This window comes from Achromobacter pestifer (assembly GCF_902859625.1).
GTDB lineage: Bacteria > Pseudomonadota > Gammaproteobacteria > Burkholderiales > Burkholderiaceae_B > Achromobacter > Achromobacter pestifer.
This window is the reverse complement of sequence record NZ_CADIJX010000003.1, coordinates 488,401-505,994: the sequence shown is the minus strand read 5'-3', so window position 1 is coordinate 505,994 and position 17,594 is coordinate 488,401. Positions and strand designations below refer to the sequence as shown.

Here is a 17,594-nt window from a genome sequence, read left to right as displayed (position 1 = left end):
CAAGGATCCTCACCATGCGCCTGCCCACCCGAAAACTGATTCCCGCCCTGATCGTCCTGGCCGTGGCCGCCGCCGGCTATGCCGGCTGGCGCATGCTCACGGACACCGGTCCCGGCGAAGGATTCATCAGCGGCAATGGCCGCATCGAAGCCACCGAGATCGATGTGGCCACCAAACTCGCCGGCCGTGTGCAGGACGTGCTGGCGATCGAAGGCGATTTCGTGGCCGCCGGCCAGCCGCTGGCGCGCATGCAGATCGATACGCTGAACGCCCAGCGCGAAGAAGCGCGCGCACAGCATCAGCAAGCCATCAACAGCGCCGCCAGCGCGGCCGCGCAAGTCGCCCAACGCGAAAGCGACAAGCTGGCTGCCGAGGCCGTCGTGGCGCAGCGCGAGAGCGAAGCGGACGCCGCGCGCCGCCGCCTGGCGCGTTCCGAAACCTTGTCCAAGGAAGGCGCATCATCGATTCAGGAACTGGATGACGACCGCGCCCGCGTGCGCAGCGCGCAAGCCGCTGTCAACGCGGCGCGCGCCCAGGTGACCGCCGCCGCCGCCGCGATCGACGCCGCCCGTGCCGCGCAGGTTGGCGCGCAATCCGCCATCACCGCCGCGTTGGCCACCATCGCTCGCATCGAAGCCGACATCGCCGACAGCGAACTGCGCGCTCCGCGCGACGGCCGCGTGCAATATCGCGTGGCGCAGCCGGGCGAAGTGCTGGGCGCCGGCGGGAAAGTGCTGAACATGGTGGACCTGTCCGACGTCTACATGACCTTCTTCCTGCCCGAGCAGGCCGCGGGCCAAGTTGCCCTGGGCCAGGACGTGCGCATCATCCTGGACGCCGCCCCGCAGTATGTCATTCCCGCCAAGGTCTCGTTCGTGGCCAGCACTGCGCAGTTCACGCCGAAGACCGTGGAGACTGCCAGCGAACGGCAGAAACTGATGTTCCGCGTCAAGGCGCAGATCAGCCCGGACTTGCTGCAAAAGCATCTGAAACAGGTCAAGACCGGATTGCCCGGCGTGGCCTGGTTGAAGCTGGACGCCAATGCGTCGTGGCCCGCCAACCTTGAAGTCAAGGTGCCCTGATGGACGCTGCCGCCCCGGTCGTCACGCTACAGGATGTGCGCCTGCGCTATGGCAAGACCGTGGCGCTGGACGGCATCACGCTGGACATTCCTGCCGGGCGCATGGTGGGCTTGATCGGCCCCGACGGCGTGGGCAAGTCCAGCCTGCTGGCGCTGGTGGCGGGTGCGCGCGCCGTGCAGGAAGGCCGCGTCAGCGTGCTGGGTGGCGACATGGCCAACAAGCGGCACCGCGATGACGTCTGCCCCCGTATCGCCTATATGCCACAGGGCCTGGGCAAGAACCTGTATCCCACCCTGTCGGTGGAAGAAAACCTGCAATTCTTCGGCCGCCTGTTCGGCCACGACGACGCCGAACGCCGCCGCCGCATCGACAGCCTGACCCGCAGCACGGGGATGTCGGCCTTCCTGTCGCGCCCTGCCGGCAAGCTGTCTGGCGGCATGAAGCAGAAGTTGGGCTTGTGCTGCGCACTGATCCACGACCCCGACCTGTTGATCCTGGACGAACCGACGACCGGCGTGGACCCCTTGGCTCGCGCGCAGTTCTGGGACTTGATCAACGACATCCGCCAAGATCGACCGAACATGAGCGTGATCGTCGCCACGGCCTACATGGACGAGGCACAGCGTTTCGACTGGCTGATCGCCATGGACGACGGCCGCGTGCTGGCCACCGGCACGCCCGCTGACCTGACGCAGCGCACGGGCACGGATTCCTTGGAGGCCGCCTTCATCGCGTTGCTGCCGCAGGCCAAGCGCCAAGGCCACAAACCCGTGGAAATCGTGCCGCTGGACGTCGATGAGCATGCCGAGATCGCCATTGAAGCCCGCGACCTGACCATGCGCTTTGGCGATTTCGTCGCCGTTGACCACGTCAACTTCCGTATCCGCCGTGGCGAGATATTCGGCTTTCTGGGATCGAACGGCTGCGGCAAATCCACCACCATGAAAATGCTGACCGGCCTGTTGCCCGCCAGCGAAGGGCAGGCGTGGTTGTTCGGCCAGGAGGTCGACCCGAAGAACATCGACACGCGCCGCCGCGTCGGCTACATGTCGCAGGCCTTCTCGCTGTACGGCGAACTGACCGTACGGCAGAACCTGGTGTTGCACGCCCGCCTGTTCCATGTGCCCGAGGCCCACATCACCGACCGCGTGGACGAAATGGTGGCGCGCTTTGAATTGCGCGACGTGCTGGACGCCTTGCCCGAAAACCTGCCGATGGGCGTGCGTCAACGCCTGTCGTTGGCCGTGGCGATGGTGCACAAGCCCGACCTGCTGATCCTGGACGAACCCACCTCCGGCGTGGACCCGATCGCCCGCGACAACTTCTGGCGGCTACTGATTACGCTGGCGCGGCAGGACCAGGTCACCATCTTCATTTCGACGCACTTCATGAACGAAGCGCAGCGCTGTGACCGCATGTCGCTGATGCACGCGGGGAAAGTGCTGGTCAGCGCGTCGCCCGCCGAGATCACGCAGATGCGCGGCGCGAAGACGCTGGAAGAAGCGTTCATCGCGTATCTGATCGATGCCGGCGCCGGCACGCAGCCACAAGACGAAGCGGCGCCTGCCGGCGAAACGTCTGAACCTGAACCCGTCACCGCGCCGCATCGCGGCTTCAGTCTTCAGCGCGCGTTGAGCTATATGTGGCGCGAATCACTGGAACTGCGGCGCGACCCCGTTCGCGCCACGCTGGCGCTGGTGGGATCCCTGCTGCTGATGTTCGTCATGGGCTACGGCATCAGCCTGGACGTGGAAGACTTGCGCTACGCGGTCATGGACCGCGACCAGACCACGCTTAGCCACAACTACAGCCTGAATCTGTCGGGCTCGCGGTACTTCGTCGAACAACCGCCCATCCAGGACTACAACGACATGGACGCCCGCATGCGCAGTGGCGAACTGTCGTTGGCCATCGAGATTCCGCAGGGCTTCGCACGCGACGTGCAGCGCGGCAAGAACGCGCAGATTGGCGTGTGGATTGATGGCGCCATGCCGCAACGCGCCGAAACCATCCGCGGCTATGTGTTGGGCATGCACCAGGGATGGCTGATGCAGCAGGCGCGCGAACAGCTAGGCGCCAGCGCCACGCCGCCCGTCAGCATTGAAACGCGCTTTCGCTACAACCCTGACGTGCGCAGCCTGCCTGCGATGGTGCCGGCGGTGATCCCGCTGCTGCTTTTGATGATGCCCGCAATGCTGACCGCGCTGGCCGTCGTGCGCGAGAAAGAACTGGGGTCCATCATCAATCTGTACGTCACGCCGGTGACGCGGCTGGAATTCCTGCTGGGCAAACAGGCGCCGTACGTGGCGCTGGCGATGCTGAACTTCCTGTTGATGACCTTGCTGGCCGTGACGCTTTTCGGGGTGCCCATCACCGGCAGTTTCGCGACCTTGCTGGCGGCCGCGCTGATCTACAACGTCGTGGCCACGGCGATCGGCCTGCTGGCCTCGACCTTCACGCGCAGCCAGATCGCAGCGCTGTTCTTCACCATGATCGGCACGCTGGTGCCCGCCGTGCAATTCGCGGGCCTGCTCAATCCGGTGTCGTCGCTGGAAGGCGCCGGACGACTGATCGGGCAGATCTATCCCGCCACGCACATGCTGACGATCAGCCGCGGCGTGTTCAGCAAGGCATTGGACTTCCCCGCGCTGCAAGGGTCGTTCTGGCCCTTGCTGGCCGCGATTCCCATCATCCTGGGCGCCTCGGTGTTCCTGCTGAAGAAACAGGAGACCTGAATGAGACACCTGGCCAACATCTTCCGCCTGGGCGTCAAAGAGCTATGGAGTCTGGCGCGCGACCCCATGATGCTGATCCTGATCGCCGTGTCCTTCACGCTGATGATCTACACGGCGGCGACGGCGGTGCCCGAGACGCTGCACAACGCCCCCATCGCGGTGGTCGACGAAGATGTCTCGCCCTTGTCGGCGCGCATCGCGTCGGCCTTTTATCCCCCCCATTTCACGCCCCCGGCCCTGATCACCTCCGCCGAGGCGGACGCGGGCATGGATGCGGGGCGTTACACGTTTTCCGTGAACATCCCGCCCAACTTCCAGCGCGACGTGCTGGCGGGCCGTCCGGCGGAGATCCAGCTGAACGTGGACGCCACCCGGATGAGCCAGGCGTTCACCGGCAGCAGCTACATCCAGCAAATCGTCACCGACGAGATCAACGAGTTCGTCAAGCGCTACCGCGCCCCGACGACGTTGCCGGTGGACCTGGCGGTACGCATGCGCTTCAACCCCAATCTGACGCAGGCGTGGTTTGGCGCGATGATGGAGATCATTAACAACGTCACGATGTTGTCCATCATCCTGACCGGCGCCGCGCTGATCCGCGAGCGCGAACACGGCACCATTGAGCACCTGCTGGTCATGCCCGTCACCCCCACGGAGATCATGGTGGCGAAGGTGTGGTCGATGGGGCTGGTCGTACTGGCCTCGGCTGGGCTATCGTTGACGTTCGTAGTGCGTGGCCTGTTGCACGTGCCGATCGAAGGATCGGTGGCGTTGTTCCTGCTGGGGGCAGCGCTGCATCTATTCGCTACGACCTCCATGGGTATCTTCATGGCCACGCTTGCACGCAGCATGCCGCAATTCGGGATGCTGCTGGTACTAGTGCTGCTGCCTCTGCAAATGCTGTCCGGCGGCACGACGCCGCGCGAGAGCATGCCGGAATTTGTCCAACACATCATGCTGGCCGCCCCCACCACGCACTTCGTGGAACTCGGCCAAGCCATCCTCTACCGCGGCGCGGGATTCAGCGTCGTGTGGCAACCGTTCCTGGCGCTGGCACTGATCGGCACGGCCCTATTCGCGTTCTCTCTGGCGCGCTTTCGCAAGACCCTGAGCCAGATGGCTTAAGGGCTGATTCGTTACCCCTTACCACTCTCTTAAAAGGACGGATGATGAAGAAGACTACTGCCCCCACGACCCAAGGCATCGCCGGCGCCAACGCCGCCTATTGCCAACGGCTGGCCCAGCTTGCGCAAGAAAGCCAACAACGCTGGATGGAACTCGGCCGCCGCCTGGCTGACGACAACGCCGCCCGCTACCTGTCCACCCTTGGCCCGTTGCAACATGGCGGCGACTGGAAGGAGATTGCCCCGGCCCTGGGCGAGATCACGCGCAAGCAATGGCAATGCCAGTTGGAAGCCAGCCAGGCCATCACCCACGCCGCGCTGGAAGAGCAAGCGGCGCTGGCCGCCGGCCTGGGCGAGGCCATGAGCGGCTGGTTCAAGAGCGCCACCGGTGCCGGCATGGCCGTCGACGCCTCGCCCATGACGCAGTTGTGGTCCACGATGTCCAACCAGATGGCTGCGGCCTGCTCGGCCCTGCGCGACGCCAGCCAGCCGGGTGAGCGCCATGACGGCTAAGCGCACGGCGCTGGTCACCGGCGGCGGCGGCCTGGGGCGGGCCATCGCCCTGGCGCTGTGCGACGCCGGCCATGACGTCATCGTCACGTACCACGCCAGCGAGGACGCCACGCGGGCCTGGGTCGACGAAGAAGTCGCCAAGGGCCATCCGATCGCCCTCTACCAAGTGGACGTGAGTGACTATGCCTCGTGCCAGGCGCTGATGGGACGGCTGGAGCGTGACGGCCGTCAGATCGACATCCTGATCAACAATGCCGGCATCACACGCGACGCCCGCCTGCGCAAGATGAGTTTCCAGAACTGGTCCGAAGTCATGCACAGCAATCTGGATTCCATGTTCAACATGACGCAGCCGCTATGCGGCGGCATGGCGGATCGCGGATGGGGCCGCATCGTGAACATCTCGTCCGTGAACGGCAGCAAGGGCGCCTTCGGCCAGACCAATTACGCGGCATCGAAGGCCGGCATCCATGGTTTCACCAAATCCCTGGCGCTGGAACTGGCCAGCAAGGGCGTCACGGTCAATACCGTGTCGCCCGGCTACCTGGACACGCGCATGGTGCAGGTGGTTCCCGAGGAGGTCCTGAAGGAAAAGATATTGCCGCAAATCCCTGTCGGCCGTCTGGGCCAGCCCGAGGAAGTCGCGGCGCTGGTGGCCTTTATTTGCAGCGACGCGGCGGGTTTCATGACCGGTAGCAATGTGGCCATGAACGGCGGCCAGCACATGTATTGATCGCTTTGGTCCGGGCGGCGCGCGGTGGTCAGGCCTGCTGCGCGCCCAACTCTTCCAACAGGAAATCCACAAACGCACGCACCTTCGCCACCATGTGGCGGCGCGATGGATACACCGCGTAGACATAGGTCTCGACGGGAAGCCAATCAGGCAGCACCGCTTGCAGCGCACCGCTGGCCAGATCGTCCTGGACATACACGCGCGGCACCAGGCTGACGCCAAAACCCGCCCGCAGCGCGTCACGCACCGCCAGGCTGGAACTGACCTTGTAGCGCCCTTTTACTGGCACGCGCTGCGTCTGCCCCGCTTGCGTGAACACCCATTCATCCGCATGACCAGACAAGGTGAACTGCACGCATTCCATGCCGCGCACGGCCTCCGGCGATGTCGGCACGCCTGCCCGCCGAAAGTACGCTGGCGCACCACATAGCACGTGATCCAGCGTCATCAGCTGACGCGCCACCAGGCTGGAGTCTTCCAGGCGGTCTGTTCCGCGGATCGCCAGATCGAAACCTTCCTTCACGATATCAACGCGCCGGTCTTCCAGGTTCAGGTCCAGCGACACCCGCGGATAACGTTCCAGGAAGGCAGGAATGGCCGGGCAAATGCGAAGCAGGCTCAAGGACATGGGTGCGCTGACACGCAAGATGCCCGATGGCTCACTTTGCATGGGCCCCAGCGACTGCTCGGCCTCTTGCAGATCGTCCAGGATACGGGCGACCTGCTCGTAATAGCGCGTACCCGCCTCGGTCAGGCTCATGCGGCGGGTCGTGCGATTCAGCAGCCGCGCCGCGACGTGGCGTTCAAGTTCGGCAATGTTCTTGCTGACCGCCGCCGGCGACAAACTCAGTTGGCGTGCCGCTGGGGCGAACCCACCCTGCTCCACCACCTGCCTGAACACTTTCAGCGCCGTCAGATGATCCATTGATTATTCACCCACAGTGAATGATGTTGCGAACAAAATGGATATTATCGTATCCGGACGATTGAATTAGCCTGTGGGCATGGATCCCCGGCAACGTGCAATACCGCCGGCCACGCCCCCGACTGATTGAATGAGACCACCATGAATCACCCCCTGACCGACGCCATCGCCGCCCGCACTTCCGTCAACTTCTTCGACCCGGCCCGCACGCTGGAAGACGATCAGCTGCACACCCTGATCGCGTGGGCCACCCGCGCGCCCACCGCCTTCAACTTGCAGAACTGGCGCTTCATCGCCGTGCGCAGCGACGCTGGCAAGCGCCGCCTGCGCGAACTGGCCTGGAACCAGCCCAAAGTCACCGACGCCGCGGTGACCTTCATTGTGGTGGGCGTGCTGCCGCAAGCCGCCTGGACGGCCGATCGCCTGCAACCGTCGGTGGCGGCCGGCTTCATGCCCGCCGGCATGGTCCCGTCATGGGAGACCGCCGCCAGCCAGCTCTACACAGACGCCCCGCAGACGCAACGTGACGAAGCGGTGCGCAGCGCCACGTTCGGCGCGTCGACGCTGATGCTGGCCGGTCAGGCGCAAGGGCTGTCGGCCAGCCCCATGACGGGCTTCGATCCCGTGGGTGTCGCCGACGCCTTCGGCTTGCGACCCGATGAGGTACCGGTGATGCTGGTCGCCATGGGTTATGCCAAGCCCGGCAATTGGCCGCAGAAGCCTCGCCGTCCCGTCACTGACGTGCTAGAGCTGGCCTGAGCCCACCAGGAGCCACACCATGAGCCGCAGTTCTGATCTTCTGTTGACCGCGCTGGCGCCCGCCATCTGGGGCAGCACCTATGTCGTCACGACGCTGATGCTGCCGGCGGACTATCCGCTGACCGTTGCCATGCTGCGCGCGCTGCCTGCCGGCATCCTATTGCTGCTGGCGGTGCGTCAGTTGCCGCAGGGCATCTGGTGGTTGCGCACGTTCATCCTGGGCGCGCTGAATTTCTCGGTGTTCTGGGCCTTGCTGTTTGTCGCGGCCTATCGCCTGCCGGGCGGCGTGGCCGCCACCTTGGGCGCGATTCAGCCGCTGGTGGTGATTCTGCTTGCCCGCGTGCTGCTGGGTTCTCCTATCCGCAGCCTGTCCGTCGTGGCGGCGATAAGCGGCCTGGCCGGTGTGGCACTGCTGGTGTTGACGCCCAAAGCGACGCTGGATCCGGTGGGCATCGCCGCCGGGCTGGCAAGCGCGGCTTCCATGGGTTTGGGCACCGTGCTCAGCCGACGCTGGCAGCCGCCCGTGTCGGCGTTGACCTTCACGTCGTGGCAGCTGACCGCGGGCGGCATCCTGCTGCTGCCCGTGGCGTTGCTGGCCGAACCCGCCTTGCCGCCGCTGACGGCATTGAATGTGACGGGTCTGGCGTATCTGGGCCTGATCGGCGCTGCGCTGACCTACGTGCTGTGGTTTCGGGGCGTGGCAAGGCTGGAACCCGCCGTGGTGTCATCCCTGGGCTTTCTTAGCCCGATCTCGGCGGTGCTGTTGGGGTGGGGAGTGCTGGGCCAAAGCCTGAGCGCCGCGCAAATGATGGGCATGGCAATCGTGGTGGCCAGCGTGTGGCTGAGCCAACGCGCCCAACGGCTGCCGGCGGCGCCCCTGGCTGGCCGGACGGCTTAGGGTCCGGTTTCTGTACCGCTTCGATCCCTGTCTTCAGCGCCTCCTCTGAAGGCCTGCCCCCCCGACTGAAGGCCCGACCCGGCCTTCAGCCGTCTTGCTGCATGCGATGCATCGCAACCAGGTTCTTCTTGGTTTCCAGAATGTGCGCTTCGACCAGGCGTGCGGCCAGATCGCCGTCCTGATTGCGGCAGGCGTCCAGGATGCGGTGATAGTCCGCCTGCGGGCCATCCTGGCCTGTCGCCTGCAACCGCGCTTCGTCCGTGTAGCGAGCGGTGCTCAAGCCGTATTCTTCGATCAAGCGGCGCAGCCGCGTATTGTTTGCCGGGGCGCACGGGGCCAGATGGAACCGGCGATTCAACTCCGTCCGCTCGGGCACGGAAGCCGCATCGTCATAGGCACGCAGAATGGCATCGAGCGCATCCAGATCCGCCCGCGCCATGTTCGGCACGCCCGCGCGTACCGCATGGCCTTCCAACGCCATCCGGATGTCGAGCAATTCGCAGATCTGCTCCACATCCATGCGGATGACCACAGCGCCACGGTTCAGGGGATAAGCCACCAGACCTTCGGTTTCCAGCTGGCGCAGCGCCTCTCGCACGGGAATGCGGCTGGCCTGGAAACGCGCGGCCAAGGCGTCTTGCTTAAGGGGTGTCCCCGCGGGCAAGGCGCCCGTGAGGATGTCGTGACGCAGCTGATCGCGAATGCGGTGTGGCAAGGCCTGGGCTTGACGGGACGAGCCCTTCGTTTGGGTAATGCTCATGACGATCGGGTATCTCTGAAGCGAAGGACGGCGGCCTGCGAAAAAGCACCATGCAGGTTGATCCGGCGGGCCTCATCGTAGCCCAATGGACCGATGGCGAGAAACGCGCGCAATCGCGAGCCCACGCCTGTCCCGATAGTGAAATTTGATCGTGTGACACGCCCATCCGAGGCATGATCGTTGCTCCTACACCCGTGGAGTCACACCATGAGCAGCAAACCAAGCATCATCCTGGTCCATGGATTCTGGGGCGGCGCCGCCCATTGGGCCCGCGTCATCGTGGAACTGTCGCGCAAAGGCTACCAGGACCTGCATGCCGTTGAAGTGCCGCTGACCTCGCTGGCGGAAGACGCGGAACGCACGCGCAAGATGATTGCCCAGCAAAAGGGGCCCGTCCTGTTGGTGGGCCATTCGTATGGCGGCGCAGTGATCACCGAGGCCGGCAACCAGCCCAATGTGGCCGGCCTGGTTTACATCGCGGCGTTTGCCCCGGATGCGGGTGAAAGCCCCGGCGGGATCACGCAAGAACACCCGCCCGTCGCCGCCCCCAATCTGGCCCCCGATAGCGACGGCTACCTGTGGCTGCGGGCTGACAAGTTCCACGAGAGCTTCTGCCAGGACCTGCCCGCCGACGAAGGGCTGGTCATGAGCGTCACCCAGAAGGCACCGCTGGCCAGCACATTCGGCGATACGGTATCCACGCCCGCATGGCGCAACAAACCGTCGTGGTATCAGATCTCCAGCCAGGACCGCATGATCGCCCCCGAAAACCAAACGCGGATGGCGAGTCGGATGAACACCCGCAAGACCCTCACACTTGATGCCAGCCATGCATCGCTGGCGTCTCGCTCGGCAGACGTCGCCGGCTTGATCGACGAGGCTGCAAAGGCCTGCGCAGCCTAAGCCCAGGGGGAAGACCCGTCTTCCCCAAAAGCACCGTATCAGGGGACGCAGTGCCGTCCTCTGTACTGCCTTTTTTGTAACGGCAGCAACCCGCAAAATTCTGATATGCCTGCATTTTCCCTATGAAGCATTGAGATAAAGGCGGAATTCAAGTCAAACTGATCCGCTTTTTTTTCCATTTTCTGAATCTGTACTAATCAGTGCCCGCGCCCTAACTTCGTTCTGTAGGTTCAACACCCGTCTGCGCATGCCGTCTTGTGACGGTTTCCCGTGCCGGCGACGAAGTCAGGAAGACCGCTATGGATAGCGACGCGCTATTGCTTGCCCGAATACAGTTCGGCTTCACCATCTCGTTTCACATCATTTTCCCCGCCATCACCATCGGCCTGGCCAGCTATCTGGCCGTACTGGAAGGCCTGTGGTTGCGAACGCAAAAAACCGTCTATCGCGACCTCTACCATTTCTGGACCAAGATCTTCGCCGTCAATTTCGGCATGGGCGTCGTGTCCGGCCTGGTGATGGCCTATCAATTCGGCACCAATTGGAGCTTCTTCTCCGATTTCGCGGGCAGTGTGACGGGTCCGCTGCTGGCCTATGAAGTGCTGACCGCCTTCTTCCTGGAAGCCGGCTTCCTGGGCGTGATGCTGTTTGGCTGGTCGCGCGTGGGCCCCGGCCTGCACTTCTTCTCGACCATCATGGTGGCGCTCGGCACGCTGGTGTCGGCCACCTGGATCCTGGCGTCCAACAGCTGGATGCAAACGCCGGCCGGCTACGAAATCCTGGACGGCCGTGTCGTGCCCACCGACTGGCTGGCCGTGATCTTCAACCCATCGTTCCCCTACCGCCTGGCGCACATGGGCATTGCCGCCTTCCTGGCCACCGCGCTGTTGGTGGGAGCCTCCGGCGCCTGGCACCTGTTGCGTGGGGATCGGACCCCGGCCGTGAAGAAAATGTTCGCGATGGCAATGGGCATGCTGCTGCTGGTCGCGCCGCTGCAAGCGGTGGTCGGCGACATCCATGGTTTGAACACGCTGAAGCACCAACCCGCCAAGATCGCCGCCATCGAAGGCCACTGGGAAAACGAGCCGGGCGCAGGCGTGCCGTTGACGCTCTTCGGCATTCCCGACATGGAACGCGAGGAAACCCGCTTTGCGCTGAACGTGCCGCGCCTGGGCAGCCTGATCCTCACGCATAGCTGGGACGGCCAGTTTCCCGGGCTGAAGTCGTACCCGCCCGAAGACCGGCCCAACGCCACCGTCGTGTTCTGGTCCTTCCGCGTCATGGCGGGGCTGGGCATGCTGATGATTCTGCTGGCTGGGTGGGCGCTGTGGACGCGCTGGCGCGGCCGCCTGTATGAATCGCGCGCGCTACAGCGCTTTGCCCTGTGGATGGGACCGTCGGGTCTGGTGGCGATGCTGGCTGGCTGGTATGTGACCGAAATCGGCCGCCAGCCCTGGATCGTCTACGGCGTGATGCGCACGGCGGATGCGGCCACGCCGCACGGGTTGGGCGAACTGACCCTGACGCTGGCGCTGTTCGTCATCGTGTATCTGTTTGTCTTCGGCGCTGGCGTGTCTTACATGTTGCGGTTGATCCGCATGGGTCCCAGCCCGGCACCAGGCCATGCGCCCCTGTCCGGAGGCCCGGGAGAACCCCGGCAACCATCACGCCCGTTGTCCGCCGCATCCACGCAGGCGGGCGTCGACACCGCGCAACACAAGCATTCAGGAGCCTGATGCCATGGGTATCGATCTTGCACTGATATGGGCCGTCATCATCCTGTTTGGCGTGATGATGTATGTGATCATGGATGGTTTCGATCTGGGCATCGGCATCCTCTTTCCGCTGATCCGCGACCGCGAGGAACGCGACGTCATGGTCAACACCGTGGCGCCCGTCTGGGACGGCAACGAGACCTGGCTGGTGCTGGGCGGCGCGGGGCTGATGGCGGCGTTTCCGCTGGCCTATTCCGTCATTCTCAGCGCCTTGCACCTGCCGCTGGTCTTCATGCTGCTGGGACTGATTTTCCGGGGGGTCGCGTTCGAGTTCCGCTTCAAGGCGGACGAGCACCACCGCCCCTTGTGGGATCGCGCCTTCGTGTTCGGGTCGGTGTGCGCCACCTTCTTCCAGGGCGTCACGCTAGGCGCCTACATCGAAGGCATCCCGGTGGTGAACCGCGCTTACCAAGGCGGGGCGTGGGATTGGATCAGTCCGTTCTCGATGTTCACGGGTCTGGGTTTGGTGGCGGGCTATGCGCTGCTGGGCTGCACCTGGCTGATCATGAAGACCGAAGGCCGGCTGCACCGTCACATGTGCGCCATCGCACGGCCGCTGACCCTGACGCTGCTGGCCGTCATCGCGGCGCTTAGCATCTGGACGCCGCTGGCGCAGCCGCAGATCGCGCAGCGCTGGTTCAGCTTGCCCAACATGTTCTGGTTTTTCCCGGTGCCCGTGCTGGTGGCGACGGCCGGCTTCGACCTGATCCGCCGCGTGCGGGGCGCCCCCGTCGCCGGCCCCTTCATGCTGTCGCTGTGCCTGGTGTTCCTGGCCTACAGCGGCCTGGGCATCAGCATCTGGCCCGCGATCATCCCGCCGGATGTGTCTATCTGGACCGCGGCTGCGCCACCGCAAAGCCTGGGCTTCGCATTGGTGGGAGCCTTGCTGATCATTCCCATTATCCTGATGTACACCGCTTGGTCGTACTACGTATTCCGCGGCAAGGTCCGCACCGGCGAGGAGTTCCACTGATGAACGCCATGAACCGACCCTCCCCCGCGCCATCCTCATGGCGCAGCCGCCTGCTATGGCTGGCACTGATCTGGGCAAGCAGCGTTGCCGCGCTGGGTGTGGCGGCGTATGCGCTGCGCCTGGTCATGAGAACCCTGGGCATGTCGACCTGACGCGCACGCCCCACCGGACTACAAAAACGGACACGCCATGAAGCGCTACGAAAAGCTGACAGAAGACATCACCGCCTCGATCCGATCAGGCCTGCTGCAAGTAGGCGACCGCCTTCCCTCGGTACGGCAGACGAGCACCAGCCGCGGTGTCAGTCCGTCCACGGTGTTCAAGGCCTATTACCTGCTGGAGGCTCGCGGGCTGATCCGCGCCCGCGACCGCTCAGGCTATTACGTGCTGCGCGCACCACACGCTGCCTTGCCTGAACTGGACGGGCTGTCCAGCGCCAGCGCGGGCCGCCACCCGGTCGACGTCAGCGACAACGTGCTGCAAGTGCTCAACGCCACCTTGCGCCGCGACATGGTGCCGTTTGGCTCCGCCTTCCCCAGCCCGTCGCTGCTGCCTTATGGGCGGTTGGCCAAGTTCATGGCGTCCACCGTGCAACGGCTGGATCCCTGGGGCTCCATCGACGATCTCAGCCCCGGCGACGCAGCCTTGCGCCGGGCCATCGCGCTGCGCTACCTGGCCGACGGCCTATCCGTGCCGGTGGACGACATCATCATCACCAATGGCGCGCTGGATGCGCTGAACCTGAGCCTGGCGGCGGTCACGAACCCGGGCGACGCCGTGATCGTTGAGTCCCCCACGTTCTACGCCGCGCTGCAATCGCTGGAACGCAATCAGCTGCACGCCATCGAAGTGGCGACGCACCCGCGTGAAGGCATCGACCTGCAAGCGCTGGAGCAAGCCATCTTGCAGCACCGCCCGCGCGCCTGCTGGCTGATGACCACCTTCCAGAATCCGCTGGGCAGCCTGATGCCTGACAGCAAGAAGGAAGCGCTGGTCAAGCTGCTGACCAAACATGGCGTGGCGCTGATTGAAGACGACGTTTACGGCGAACTCTATTTCGGCGAAACCCGGCCCCGCCCCGCCAAGGCCTTCGACACCGAGGGCATCGTGATGCACTGCTCGTCGTTTTCCAAGACGCTGGCGCCGGGCTATCGCGTGGGCTGGGTGGCGGCCGGACGCTATACGCGCAAGATCATGCGCAACAAGCTGACCACCAGCCTGGCGACCGCCGCACCCACGCAGGCCGCCATCGCGGCGTATCTGGAAAAAGGCGGCTTCGACCGTCACCTGCGCCAGTTCCGCCAGGCGCTGGCCTTGCAGCAAGGCGAACTGCTGCAAGCCGTGGCCCGCTACTTCCCCAAGGGCACGCGCGCCACGCGGCCGGCGGGCGGCTATTTCGTCTGGGTGGAACTGCCCGCGCACATCGACACACTGAAGGTGCACCGCGCCGCACTGGACCACGGCATCAGCGTCGCGCCAGGGCCGTTGTTCTCATCGTCCGGCGCGTTCGGGAATTTCCTGCGGCTGAATCACGGCCATCCGTGGAGCGTGGAGCTGGAACAAGGGATGGCAACGTTGGGCAAGCTGCTGGCAAGCGCATAGCCGTGATTGTCTTGGGCGGCGTTCCAAGCGATAAATGAGCGTTATTCCTATTAAACTCATTTGACGTGTCACGAGGGAAATGTGTTGTGCTGTACGCAAGACATCATCGACATACAACTTGAGAAGATAGGATCATGACCCAGCCGCATTCAACACGCCCACCCGCTCACGCACTGAAGGTACGGTACACACCTGCGATGAAGCTTCTCTTTACGTTGGGCCTTGCAACGCTATGGGCTGGCGCCCAAGCCGCCAGTTTTGATTGCAACAAGGCCGCGGGCACTACGGAAAGGTTGATCTGTAGCGATGCCGAGACATCCGCGCTGGATGGAAAATTGCAAGGGGCCTATGAAACAGCGCTAGCCGCAACCAATGCCTATGGCAAGAAAGAATTGACCAAAGAACAGCGCAACTGGATTAAATACGCTCGTGACATTTGTCAAGACAGCGCCTGCTTGCAGCAAGCATACACAACCCGCATCGCCATGCTGGCGCGTAATGAGGAACACATTGCCAATGGCGAGGTGTACTCAGACTGCAAGCTGCCGGGCAACCAAACCGCTAGTGGCGAATGCGTGAATGTTGTGTCGATTCGTGATCCCAACTCCCGTGTTGAATCGTTCAACCAATCGTTGGCGCATCAGAAGCAAAACGGCCGAATCATCGGTTGTAGCCGGCTGATTGATCTACCGGTTGGCGTCGCTGGGAGTAATCACAGTTTTGGCGGCTCCTGCGTATTGCAGGAAGGTACGCAGCGCAAGAACGTGAGGATCTGCAACGACGATATGTTCGGGCATTTCCAAGTAGAGCCGTCCACGCCACAGGATGCCTCAGACAAGCGCTTGGTCGACTTTACTTACGCGCAATGCTATGGCGGTTGATGGTAAGCGCCCGGGCCTATCCGTGATTTTGTGTGCGAGGCATATCATGAGGACTAAGGATCATGGATATGCCGATGAAGAAGAGACGCACAGCAGCCGCCCAGGCGGCGGCCCGTGGGCTGCTGCCTGAAGTGCCGGCCGAGGCTGCTTGAGCAAACACCGGCTTGGGGTAAATAGTCTGCTGGACAGGCACTATTACTCGGGCATGGGCAACAACAACCCGGTCTTCTATGGGGCGCCGCGCAACGTATTTGCGCAGCTGCGGTACAAGTTCTAGCCGGGTCTATCCTGCCGTGGACGGGGCGGCCGCGCGTGCCGCCTCGACCTCGCGCAGCAGCGATGCCGCGTCCGGCCGCAGCGGCAACACAAGCGTGCCCTGGCGGTCGATCGCGCCCCATTCGCCGCCCGACATGAAGCTGTGTTCGCCGTCCGGCGTGAGCATCTTGCGGCAGCCTTCACACACGACGGCCAGGCCCCCGCTGAACCGGTCGACCCATTCATAGGGCGTGGCCAGCACGCGATTCAGTTGGGTGTCGTAATAGGCCATGCCCCCGGACCAGGGGCCGCGTGTCAGCCCCGCTTCAAAGTCGTCGGCGAAATTGTCGTAGGTCAGCACCGCCGCCGACTTGCCGTCGGGCCGGACCCAATGCCAGGAGCGGTTGACGAACACCGGCGACAAGCCATCGGCGTTGTAGTCCATCAAGCGCAACACCTCGGGCCGAAACACCAAGGTGTCCTCGGCCAGGCGCGCGCAATGCTCAGCGGGTTCCATCATTCCGCCTTCGTCCTTCTGGGCGTAATGACAGTTCAAGTCGAATGCGGCGGTGCCCGCAGGCACGGCCGCCAGCAGTGAAAACAGCAAGGTAGAAAGCATGCCGGGAATCCTAGCATGCAGGGGCGGCGCGTCTCAGTTGGCGGTCGCGCCCGAATCCTTGACGGCCTGCGCCCACGTCGCGATTTCCGACTGGATGAACTTGCCGAATTCGGCGGTATTCACGCTGGACGCCTGCGCCCCCTCTTCCATCAGGCGTTGCTTGACGGCAGGCGCCGCCAGCGCCCCGCTAAGAGCCGAATTCAGCGCGGCGACGACCGCATCCGGCGTGCCTGCGGGTGCGACGATGCCGTGCCAGGACACGGCCTGGAAGCCGGGCAAACCCGATTCAGCCATCGTCGGCACGTCAGGCATGGCCGACGAGCGTTGGGGCGAGGTCACGGCCAGCGCGCGCAGGGTGCCCGCCTTCACGTGCGGCAACACGCCTGGGATGGTGGTGAACATGAAATCAATCTGGCCGCCGATCAGATCGGTGATGGCTGGGCTGCCGCCCTTGTAGGGCACATGCGTGAATTGCAGCTTGGCTGCGCTCTTGAACATTTCGCCCGCCAGATGCCCCGGCGTGCCCGCGCCCGCCGACCCCATGTTCGTCTTGTCGCCGCGCGACCGGATGTAGGCGATCAACTCCTGAACGCTCGCGGCCTTCACATTGGGGCCAACGACCAGCACATTCGGCACCGTCGCCAGCAGCGTGACGGGCGTGAAGTCCTTCACTGCGTCGTAGGAAATACGCGAGTACAGCGACGGATTGATGCCGTGCGTGCTGGCGGTGGCCAGCAGCAACATGTAGCCGTCAGGCGCGGATGAGGCGACCTGCTTGGCCGCGATGGTGCCGTTGGCTCCGCCCTTGTTGTCGATGACGATGGTCTGGCCCAAGGTCTTGGCGGCTTCCGCCGCAACGGTGCGGGCCAGGATATCCGAGGTGCCACCGGCCGAATGCGGCACCACCAGCGTGATCGGTTTGGTGGGAAAGGTTTGCGCGTATGCCGCCGGCAGCGCCGGCGACAGACAGGCAGCCAGCGCAACGCGCGCCAGCAGTCGGGTACGGAACATGGAAGTCTCCTGGTTTGTCATTGAATGCGGCGTCTTCAAGGGGCGC

17 protein-coding genes are annotated in these 17,594 nt (G+C 64.1%); 13 read left to right on the top strand and 4 right to left on the bottom strand.

The features are described from left to right. The first annotated feature begins 14 nt into the window (after window positions 1–14). Genes HV753_RS13925 through phbB form a run of 5 tightly spaced genes read left to right on the top strand, consistent with a single transcriptional unit; the run spans window position 15 to window position 6,187 of the window. Complete coding sequence (locus HV753_RS13925; protein ID WP_175175070.1) at window positions 15–1,082, top strand: HlyD family secretion protein; 1,068 nt, start codon at window positions 15–17, stop codon at window positions 1,080–1,082. Beyond that, the gene (rbbA, locus tag HV753_RS13920) at window positions 1,082–3,817 is read left to right on the top strand and encodes a ribosome-associated ATPase/putative transporter RbbA (protein ID WP_175175069.1); all 2,736 of its coding nucleotides are present in this window, start codon (window positions 1,082–1,084) and stop codon (window positions 3,815–3,817) included. The genes HV753_RS13925 and rbbA overlap by 1 nt, the downstream gene beginning before the upstream one ends. Then, window positions 3,818–4,942, top strand: coding sequence for an ABC transporter permease (locus tag HV753_RS13915; protein ID WP_175175068.1), 1,125 nt, complete (start codon window positions 3,818–3,820; stop codon window positions 4,940–4,942). Window positions 4,943–4,986: 44 nt separating this feature from the next. Further along, window positions 4,987–5,454: a hypothetical protein gene (locus tag HV753_RS13910; protein ID WP_343056503.1), complete on the top strand. Its 468-nt coding sequence runs from the start codon at window positions 4,987–4,989 to the stop codon at window positions 5,452–5,454. Continuing rightward, the gene (phbB, locus tag HV753_RS13905; RefSeq protein WP_175175066.1) at window positions 5,444–6,187 is read left to right on the top strand and encodes an acetoacetyl-CoA reductase; all 744 of its coding nucleotides are present in this window, start codon (window positions 5,444–5,446) and stop codon (window positions 6,185–6,187) included. Before HV753_RS13910 ends, phbB begins: the two co-directional genes overlap by 11 nt. A 28-nt stretch (window positions 6,188–6,215) precedes the next feature. Here the strand turns inward: phbB and HV753_RS13900 are convergent, their stop codons facing one another. Continuing rightward, the gene (locus HV753_RS13900) at window positions 6,216–7,112 is read right to left on the bottom strand and encodes a LysR family transcriptional regulator (protein WP_175175065.1); all 897 of its coding nucleotides are present in this window, start codon (window positions 7,110–7,112) and stop codon (window positions 6,216–6,218) included. 141 nt (window positions 7,113–7,253) lie between these two features. Here HV753_RS13900 and HV753_RS13895 point away from each other — a divergent pair, with 141 nt between their 5' ends. Beyond that, window positions 7,254–7,871, top strand: a complete 618-nt coding sequence (locus HV753_RS13895) for a nitroreductase family protein (protein WP_175175064.1) — start codon at window positions 7,254–7,256, stop codon at window positions 7,869–7,871. Between the two features lie 19 nt (window positions 7,872–7,890). After that, window positions 7,891–8,769 (top strand): EamA family transporter, encoded by an 879-nt coding sequence (locus HV753_RS13890; RefSeq protein ID WP_175175063.1) that lies wholly within the window; start codon window positions 7,891–7,893, stop codon window positions 8,767–8,769. Between the two features lie 85 nt (window positions 8,770–8,854). On the opposite strand, the gene HV753_RS13885 is transcribed toward HV753_RS13890, so the two are convergent. Beyond that, entirely contained in the window at window positions 8,855–9,529 is a 675-nt protein-coding gene (locus HV753_RS13885) for a GntR family transcriptional regulator (protein ID WP_175175062.1), read from the bottom strand. A gap of 207 nt (window positions 9,530–9,736) precedes the next feature. On the opposite strand from HV753_RS13885, the gene HV753_RS13880 reads away from it, so the two are divergent. The 6 genes from HV753_RS13880 to HV753_RS13855 all read left to right on the top strand — a co-directional run bounded on the left by HV753_RS13880 (window position 9,737) and on the right by HV753_RS13855 (window position 15,663). Continuing rightward, entirely contained in the window at window positions 9,737–10,432 is a 696-nt protein-coding gene (locus HV753_RS13880) for an alpha/beta hydrolase (RefSeq protein WP_175175061.1), read from the top strand. A gap of 299 nt (window positions 10,433–10,731) precedes the next feature. After that, window positions 10,732–12,168 (top strand): cytochrome ubiquinol oxidase subunit I, encoded by a 1,437-nt coding sequence (locus tag HV753_RS13875; protein WP_175175060.1) that lies wholly within the window; start codon window positions 10,732–10,734, stop codon window positions 12,166–12,168. Between the two features lie 4 nt (window positions 12,169–12,172). Beyond that, window positions 12,173–13,180 (top strand): cytochrome d ubiquinol oxidase subunit II, encoded by a 1,008-nt coding sequence (gene cydB, locus HV753_RS13870; RefSeq protein WP_175175059.1) that lies wholly within the window; start codon window positions 12,173–12,175, stop codon window positions 13,178–13,180. An 8-nt stretch (window positions 13,181–13,188) separates the two neighbouring features. Next, window positions 13,189–13,332, top strand: a complete 144-nt coding sequence (locus tag HV753_RS13865) for a DUF2474 domain-containing protein (RefSeq protein ID WP_175175450.1) — start codon at window positions 13,189–13,191, stop codon at window positions 13,330–13,332. A 37-nt stretch (window positions 13,333–13,369) separates the two neighbouring features. After that, a complete protein-coding gene (locus HV753_RS13860; protein ID WP_175175058.1) occupies window positions 13,370–14,782 on the top strand; it encodes an aminotransferase-like domain-containing protein in 1,413 nt (470 codons plus the stop codon). A 134-nt stretch (window positions 14,783–14,916) separates the two neighbouring features. Next, window positions 14,917–15,663 carry a lysozyme inhibitor LprI family protein gene (locus tag HV753_RS13855; protein ID WP_246288271.1) on the top strand — a complete coding sequence of 249 codons (747 nt, stop codon included), beginning with the start codon at window positions 14,917–14,919 and terminating at the stop codon, window positions 15,661–15,663. 283 nt (window positions 15,664–15,946) lie between these two features. On the opposite strand, the gene HV753_RS13850 is transcribed toward HV753_RS13855, so the two are convergent. Then, complete coding sequence (locus tag HV753_RS13850) at window positions 15,947–16,537, bottom strand: WG repeat-containing protein (protein ID WP_175175057.1); 591 nt, start codon at window positions 16,535–16,537, stop codon at window positions 15,947–15,949. Between the two features lie 33 nt (window positions 16,538–16,570). After that, window positions 16,571–17,548: a Bug family tripartite tricarboxylate transporter substrate binding protein gene (locus HV753_RS13845; protein ID WP_175175056.1), complete on the bottom strand. Its 978-nt coding sequence runs from the start codon at window positions 17,546–17,548 to the stop codon at window positions 16,571–16,573. Window positions 17,549–17,594 lie beyond the last annotated feature (46 nt).

Bases quoted from the DNA above. Each gene is read 5' to 3' on its own strand.
- HV753_RS13925 (WP_175175070.1), top strand. From the start codon at position 15: ATGCGCCTGCCCACCCGAAAACTGATTCCCGCCCTGATCGTCCTGGCC.
- rbbA (WP_175175069.1), top strand. From the start codon at position 1,082: ATGGACGCTGCCGCCCCGGTCGTCACGCTACAGGATGTGCGCCTGCGC.
- HV753_RS13915 (WP_175175068.1), top strand. From the start codon at position 3,818: ATGAGACACCTGGCCAACATCTTCCGCCTGGGCGTCAAAGAGCTATGG.
- HV753_RS13910 (WP_343056503.1), top strand. From the start codon at position 4,987: ATGAAGAAGACTACTGCCCCCACGACCCAAGGCATCGCCGGCGCCAAC.
- phbB (WP_175175066.1), top strand. From the start codon at position 5,444: ATGACGGCTAAGCGCACGGCGCTGGTCACCGGCGGCGGCGGCCTGGGG.
- HV753_RS13900 (WP_175175065.1), bottom strand. From the start codon at position 7,112: ATGGATCATCTGACGGCGCTGAAAGTGTTCAGGCAGGTGGTGGAGCAG.
- HV753_RS13895 (WP_175175064.1), top strand. From the start codon at position 7,254: ATGAATCACCCCCTGACCGACGCCATCGCCGCCCGCACTTCCGTCAAC.
- HV753_RS13890 (WP_175175063.1), top strand. From the start codon at position 7,891: ATGAGCCGCAGTTCTGATCTTCTGTTGACCGCGCTGGCGCCCGCCATC.
- HV753_RS13885 (WP_175175062.1), bottom strand. From the start codon at position 9,529: ATGAGCATTACCCAAACGAAGGGCTCGTCCCGTCAAGCCCAGGCCTTG.
- HV753_RS13880 (WP_175175061.1), top strand. From the start codon at position 9,737: ATGAGCAGCAAACCAAGCATCATCCTGGTCCATGGATTCTGGGGCGGC.
- HV753_RS13875 (WP_175175060.1), top strand. From the start codon at position 10,732: ATGGATAGCGACGCGCTATTGCTTGCCCGAATACAGTTCGGCTTCACC.
- cydB (WP_175175059.1), top strand. From the start codon at position 12,173: ATGGGTATCGATCTTGCACTGATATGGGCCGTCATCATCCTGTTTGGC.
- HV753_RS13865 (WP_175175450.1), top strand. From the start codon at position 13,189: ATGAACCGACCCTCCCCCGCGCCATCCTCATGGCGCAGCCGCCTGCTA.
- HV753_RS13860 (WP_175175058.1), top strand. From the start codon at position 13,370: ATGAAGCGCTACGAAAAGCTGACAGAAGACATCACCGCCTCGATCCGA.
- HV753_RS13855 (WP_246288271.1), top strand. From the start codon at position 14,917: ATGACCCAGCCGCATTCAACACGCCCACCCGCTCACGCACTGAAGGTA.
- HV753_RS13850 (WP_175175057.1), bottom strand. From the start codon at position 16,537: ATGCTTTCTACCTTGCTGTTTTCACTGCTGGCGGCCGTGCCTGCGGGC.
- HV753_RS13845 (WP_175175056.1), bottom strand. From the start codon at position 17,548: ATGTTCCGTACCCGACTGCTGGCGCGCGTTGCGCTGGCTGCCTGTCTG.